Annotated in this window: 4 protein-coding genes; 2 read left to right on the forward strand and 2 right to left on the reverse strand. The window is 72.0% G+C overall.

Translation table 11 applies throughout. The annotated features are described in order from the left end of the window. The first annotated feature begins 105 nt into the window (after window positions 1–105). On the forward strand, window positions 106–279 hold the full coding sequence (locus tag ABZ656_RS55965) for a hypothetical protein (protein WP_180362087.1): 174 nt from the start codon (window positions 106–108) through the stop codon (window positions 277–279). A gap of 13 nt (window positions 280–292) precedes the next feature. On the opposite strand, the gene ABZ656_RS55970 is transcribed toward ABZ656_RS55965, so the two are convergent. Both ABZ656_RS55970 and gabT read right to left on the reverse strand, forming a co-directional pair. Further along, on the reverse strand, window positions 293–1,135 hold the full coding sequence (locus tag ABZ656_RS55970) for a phosphatase PAP2 family protein (protein ID WP_101400953.1): 843 nt from the start codon (window positions 1,133–1,135) through the stop codon (window positions 293–295). Between the two features lie 170 nt (window positions 1,136–1,305). Then, window positions 1,306–2,640 (reverse strand): 4-aminobutyrate--2-oxoglutarate transaminase, encoded by a 1,335-nt coding sequence (gene gabT / locus ABZ656_RS55975; protein ID WP_101400954.1) that lies wholly within the window; start codon window positions 2,638–2,640, stop codon window positions 1,306–1,308. 320 nt (window positions 2,641–2,960) lie between these two features. Between gabT and ABZ656_RS55980 the strand changes: the two genes are divergently transcribed. Further along, window positions 2,961–5,387 carry an ATP/GTP-binding protein gene (locus ABZ656_RS55980; protein ID WP_360280162.1) on the forward strand — a complete coding sequence of 809 codons (2,427 nt, stop codon included), beginning with the start codon at window positions 2,961–2,963 and terminating at the stop codon, window positions 5,385–5,387. Window positions 5,388–5,540 lie beyond the last annotated feature (153 nt).

Consider the following 5,540-nt stretch of genomic DNA (forward strand, 5'->3'; position numbering starts at 1 on the left):
CCCTCGTACTGGACGTACTCGGGTCTGTGCCTGGTGCGGTGAGAGTGCGTGCATGGCGTCGCGGGGCGGACGGGAATTTGACGACAGGGCCTAGGGTCCCCAGAGATGAAGGTCTCGTGGGAGGGCTTTGACCTCGACAAGAAGCGCGCTGTCATCAACGTCATCATGACGGTGACGATGCACCCGGCGAAGCGGGGCAGGCCCAAGGGATACGTACCTGGCAGCCGCGTCGGGTACTTCGACCCGTCGACCGTGGACGCGCTGCCGAAGGTTCCTTGATGGTGTGCTCCGGTCAACCCGTGCTGCTGCGGCTCAGGAACATCGCGAGCCCCAGCAGCAGTACGGTGCACAGACACCAACTGGCCGCCACGTCCAGCGGCCAGTGGTAGCCCCGCCGGATCAGGCCGAAGGCGACGCCCAGGTTCAGGGCGAGACAGCCGACGAGCAGAGCGCGGCGGGCCCCGGCCCCCCGCAGCCACGGAATCAGCACCAGGGCCGCACCGCCGTACGCGATGACGGCGGTGGCGGTGTGACCCGAGGGATAGAAGCCCGTGCCCGGGCCCATGACCGGCGGCCCCGGCCGGGCGACCAGCTCTTTCAAAGGCACGATCAATGCCGGAACGACGGCCATCAAGGCCGCCGCCGCGAGGGACGGCAGCCACCAGCGCTCCCGCCCGGCCGCGCGGGCCCGCCACGCCACGTACCCGAGCACGACGGCCAGGACCGGCACCGCGACCGTGACATTGCCCAGGTCGGCCAGCAGTTCGGAGACGCGGTCGGGGTGGACGAGACGGCCGCTGAGGTGTTCGTCCGCGCGGGCGAGGGGGCCGTGGGCCGCGACCTGCCAGGTGATCAGCGCGAAGAGGAGGGCCGGAAGGCCGAGGAAGCCGAGAAGTCCGGGACGCCCGGGGAGGAAGGTCGGCCGCCCCGGAACAGGGGGGGTAGTTCCGAGGCGGCCGTCCAGATCGGGTCGTCGCGCGCCCCGGGGGGTTTGGGGCGGGCGACTGTCCGATCGGTGAGGAGATCCGGAGCCGGAAGCTCCGGGTGTGTGCGCGAGGGCACGACCAGGGCGAAGCTGGGGAGGCCTCGACCCGGTGTCACCCACAGTCCCCTGTGGGCGGGGTGTATCTCTCATCTGGGTAGAACCTACGGCAGGGGATCCGGCTCCGACAGACGCAATCGCGTCCCGTCATGCACCTCGCACACGTTCTTCACACGCTCTGACCCCGGTCGCCGCAGCCCCGGAACCAAGCGGAATCCGCTCGGGGCGGTCGGCCGGGGTCCGGGGCTGGGACGGGTGGGGCGTCAGATACGGGCGAAGGCCTGCTCGATGATGTCGAGGCCCTCGTTCAGCAGGTCCTCGCCGATGACCAGCGGCGGCAGGAAGCGGAGGACGTTGCCGTAGGTGCCACAGGTCAGGACCAGCAGGCCCTCCTGGTGGCAGGCCTTGGCGAGCGCGGCGGTCGCCTCCGCGTTGGGCTCCTTGGTGGCGCGGTCCTTGACCAGCTCGATGGCGATCATGCCGCCACGGCCGCGGATGTCGCCGATGACGTCGAACTTCTCGGCCATCGCGCCGAGGCGGGCCTTCATGACGGCCTCGATGTGCTTCGCCTTGGCGTTGAGGTCGAGCTCCTTCATCGTCTCGATCGCGCCGAGCGCGCCCGCGCAGGCCACGGGGTTGCCGCCGTAGGTGCCGCCCAGGCCACCCGCGTGCGCCGCGTCCATGATCTCGGCGCGGCCGGTCACGGCAGCGAGCGGCAGACCGCCCGCGATGCCCTTGGCGGTGGTGATCAGGTCCGGGACGATGCCCTCGTCCTCGCACGCGAACCACTGGCCGGTGCGGCAGAAGCCGGACTGGATCTCGTCCGCGACGAAGACGATGCCGTTGTCCTTGGCGAACTTGCTGATGGCGGGAAGGAAGCCCTTCGCGGGCTCGATGAAGCCGCCCTCGCCGAGCACCGGCTCGATGATGATCGCGGCGACGTTGTCGGCGCCGATCTGCTTGTTGATCATGTCGATCGCCTGGGCGGAGGCCTCGGCGCCGGCGTTCTCCGGGCCGGTCAGCCAGCGGTAGCCGTACGCCACCGGCACCCGGTAGACCTCGGGCGCGAACGGGCCGAAGCCGTGCTTGTACGGCATGTTCTTGGCGGTCAGCGCCATCGTGAGGTTCGTACGGCCGTGGTAGCCGTGGTCGAAGACGACGACGGCCTGGCGCTTGGTGTACGCACGGGCGATCTTGACGGCGTTCTCTACGGCCTCGGCGCCCGAGTTGAACAGGGCCGACTTCTTGGCGTGGTCACCCGGCGTGAGCTCGGCCAGCGCCTCGGCGACGGCGACGTAGCCCTCGTACGGCGTGACCATGAAACAGGTGTGGGTGAAGTCCTGGAGCTGCGCGGAGGCCCGGCGTACGACGGCCTCGGCGCTCGCGCCGACGGAGGTCACGGCGATTCCGGAGCCGAAGTCGATCAGACGGTTGCCGTCGACGTCCTCGATGATGCCGCCGCCGGCGCGCGTGGTGAAGACAGGGAGCACCGAACCCACACCGGCCGCGACCGCGGCGGTGCGTCGGGCCTGCAGTTCCTGCGACTTCGGGCCGGGGATGGCGGTGACGACGCGGCGCTCCTGCGGAAGTGCGGTCATGAGGGGCTCCCTGATGATCTTGCGAACCGGACGGCCCCGCGGCGGACGGGGTGCGCCGGGCGGGGTGTTTTCGGACTCTTGACTTCTTTCTTCGCAGGCTAGGGCCGGGAACGGAGGGTCGGCATGCTCCATGTGGGCGTTGTCGGAGGAATCCGTTGTCCGCGGTGGACATAGAGGGGCGAGAGGCTGACGGTCCCGGTCCGTCGCCGCTCCGCCCGGGCAAGGCGCGGACCCGGCCGCGTAAACGGTGAACTCCCCTCGCAGGGGCACTAGATTGACTCGCGGACGAAGCACGGAGCGGCTGGTCAGGGGGCAGGGCGATGGACAGCGACGGGACGCAGGACGCGCGGGGCGGGCATACCGGTGCCGTGCCGGGACCCGCCGTGCCGCCGCCACCTGGAGTACCCCCCGTACCGAGGGGAACGCCGCCGCGGCCCACGGGTCTGCCGTCCGTGCCGGAGCAGTCCCCGGCCCCCCGGCCCACCGTCGCCGACTGGCTCAACAAGCCGCGACCCGCCGCCGGACCCGGGATCTGGCGGTACGGATACCGGGTGCGTCGCCCGTCGAAGGGGCGGGAGCGGCTCTCGCCGGTCACGATCGTCGGGCTCGTGGTCCCGCTCGTGGTGGCACTGGTCGTCTGGTCGCTGTGGCGCCACGGCAGCGTCCCCTACATGTGGGCCGTGCTGAAGGTGTTCACACCGGACGACTGGTGGTGGAGCGGCACCACCTCGCCCAAGGTGTGGCAGGGGGCGGAGGCCATCGAGGTCTACAACGGGGTCTTCTTCGGCGTGCTGGTCTACACCATGGGCCGGCTGGGGAGCTGGCCCGAGGTCGTCCGCCACTACGTCACCGCCCGGCCCCAGCCCCTGCGCGCCGCCCTCGCCGCGCTGGGCGCACTGATCGCCCTGACGTTCGTCTTCCCCAACGCCTTCCCCGGAGTCGGCTGGGACGCCCTGCCGGTCGTCGCCCCGCTGTTCTCCCTCGTGGCCCTGGTCTCCGGCGGCTACGACCTGTTCCAGTCGCAGCTGATCACCGACGGGCTCTACACGCTGATCACCCTGCTCGTGGTGTGGCCGTTCGCCCGTATCGGCGCCTGGCGGAGATACGCCAGGGAGTGGCTCGCCGCCCGAGCCGCGCGCAACGAGGCGCAGGAGGCCGGCACCGCGAAGTTCGCGCCGGACCTGCCCGCCGCCCAGTGGCCCGAACTCCGTGACGCCGGACAGCACGAGGCGGCGGAGCTGCTCACCGCCGAAGTGCTCGGCGGCCGGATGAACGACGTGGACTGCGCCCGGGTGCGGCGCGCGTGGACCACGGCGAAGTGGGACGCCACGCGCCTGGCCGCCTTCGTCGACACCGTGCTGCGACGGGGCGGGGCGGCCTGGACGCATCCCTCCGGGGCCCGGGATCTGCCCGCCCGCACCGCGGCGCACGACGTGCTCGCGGGACAGGTGCGCATCGGGCGGTGGACGACCGGGGACCGTACCCCGGAGGCCTACGACGGCGGGGGCGCGGCCCTCGATCCGGAGGCCCTGGGCACCTCCCTGCTCGCCGTCGGGCCGTCCGGCTCCGGGAAGACCCGGCACCTGGTCGGACCCGTCGTCGAGTCGCTCGCCCTGCAGGCGCTCACCGGGCGGTGCGCCGTCGTCGCGGTCGCCGCCGCCGGGACGCCGCTCGGCCCGGACTCGGCCTTCGACGTCGTGGTGAAGATCGGCGACCCCGCCTCCGTCCACGACCTCGATCTGTACGCGGACTCCGACGACCCCGACGAAGCGGCCTCCTTCCTCGCCGAAGGGCTGGCCGGGGACCTCGACGCGGTGGCCGGCCAGCGGGCCACCACCGCGCTCGCCCAACTCCTCGGCCCCTACCGGGCCGTGCACGGCACGTTCCCGCCCATGTCCGTCCTGCGGGAGCTCCTGGAAGGCGTACCGGCGGCCCTGACCGCCCTGCACCAAGCCCTCTCGGGGCCGCAGCACGCCGGAATGCGCCGCGAACTGGAAGCCCGTATGCGGCAGGTCGGCAGCCCGGCCGACGCGGGCCCGGCGCTCGCCGACCGGCTGGCGCTCCTGGACCGGCCGGCCTTCGCCGACTTCTTCGGCGCGGGCGGCACCAGCCGCGCCTTCTCGCTGCGCGCCGTGGCCCACCATCCGCTGCGGGTGCGGATCGACCTGCCCGAGCACGGACACGAGGAGGCCGCCCGGCTGCTCGCCCGGCTCGTACTGGCCCAGTTCACCGCCGTCGTACGCGGCGGCGAGCGTCCGCACTTCGCCTGCCTGGTCCTCGACGACGCCACCGGAACGCTGACGCCCGACTCCGTACGCCGTATCCAGCGCCTGCGCTCCCAGAACGCGGGGGTGGTGCTCGCCCTGCGCACGATCGGCGACATCCCCGAGGCGCTGCACGGGCCGCTGTACGGCGCCGTGGGCTGCCGGATGGCGTTCTCCGGTGTCACGACCTGGGACGGCAGCCGCTTCGCCCACGCCTGGGGCACGGAGTGGGTCGAGACCCGTGACGTGGCCAAGCACACCGTCTTCGCGGATCAGCCGATGACCCGGGCCATCCACGCCCTGCGCAAGCTGGTCACCGGAAAGGCCGTCACCACGGACGCGGTCACCATAAGGAAGGTCGAGCGGGAGCGCTGGTCGGCGTCCGAGCTGGCGCACGAGGTCCCGCCGGGGCACGCGGTGCTGTCGCTCACCACGGTGGGGGGAGAGCACGCGCCGCCGTTGCTGGTGGATCTGCGGAGCTAGGGCCGCAACAGGCAACGTTCGCCCCGTCGCGACGCCCGGCACGCACTCTCGCCGCACCGGCCGAAAGCCCAAGTACGTCCAGTACGAGGACTTCTGGCCGGCACGCCGAGAGCACGCACCGGACGCCGCTCCTTGCCGGGCAGACGTTGCCTG

It is taken from the genome of Streptomyces sp. NPDC007095 (genome assembly GCF_040634475.1).
GTDB lineage: Bacteria > Actinomycetota > Actinomycetes > Streptomycetales > Streptomycetaceae > Streptomyces.

Bases quoted from the DNA above. Each gene is read 5' to 3' on its own strand.
- ABZ656_RS55965 (WP_180362087.1), top strand. From the start codon at position 106: ATGAAGGTCTCGTGGGAGGGCTTTGACCTCGACAAGAAGCGCGCTGTC.
- ABZ656_RS55970 (WP_101400953.1), bottom strand. From the start codon at position 1,135: ATGAGAGATACACCCCGCCCACAGGGGACTGTGGGTGACACCGGGTCG.
- gabT (WP_101400954.1), bottom strand. From the start codon at position 2,640: ATGACCGCACTTCCGCAGGAGCGCCGCGTCGTCACCGCCATCCCCGGC.
- ABZ656_RS55980 (WP_360280162.1), top strand. From the start codon at position 2,961: ATGGACAGCGACGGGACGCAGGACGCGCGGGGCGGGCATACCGGTGCC.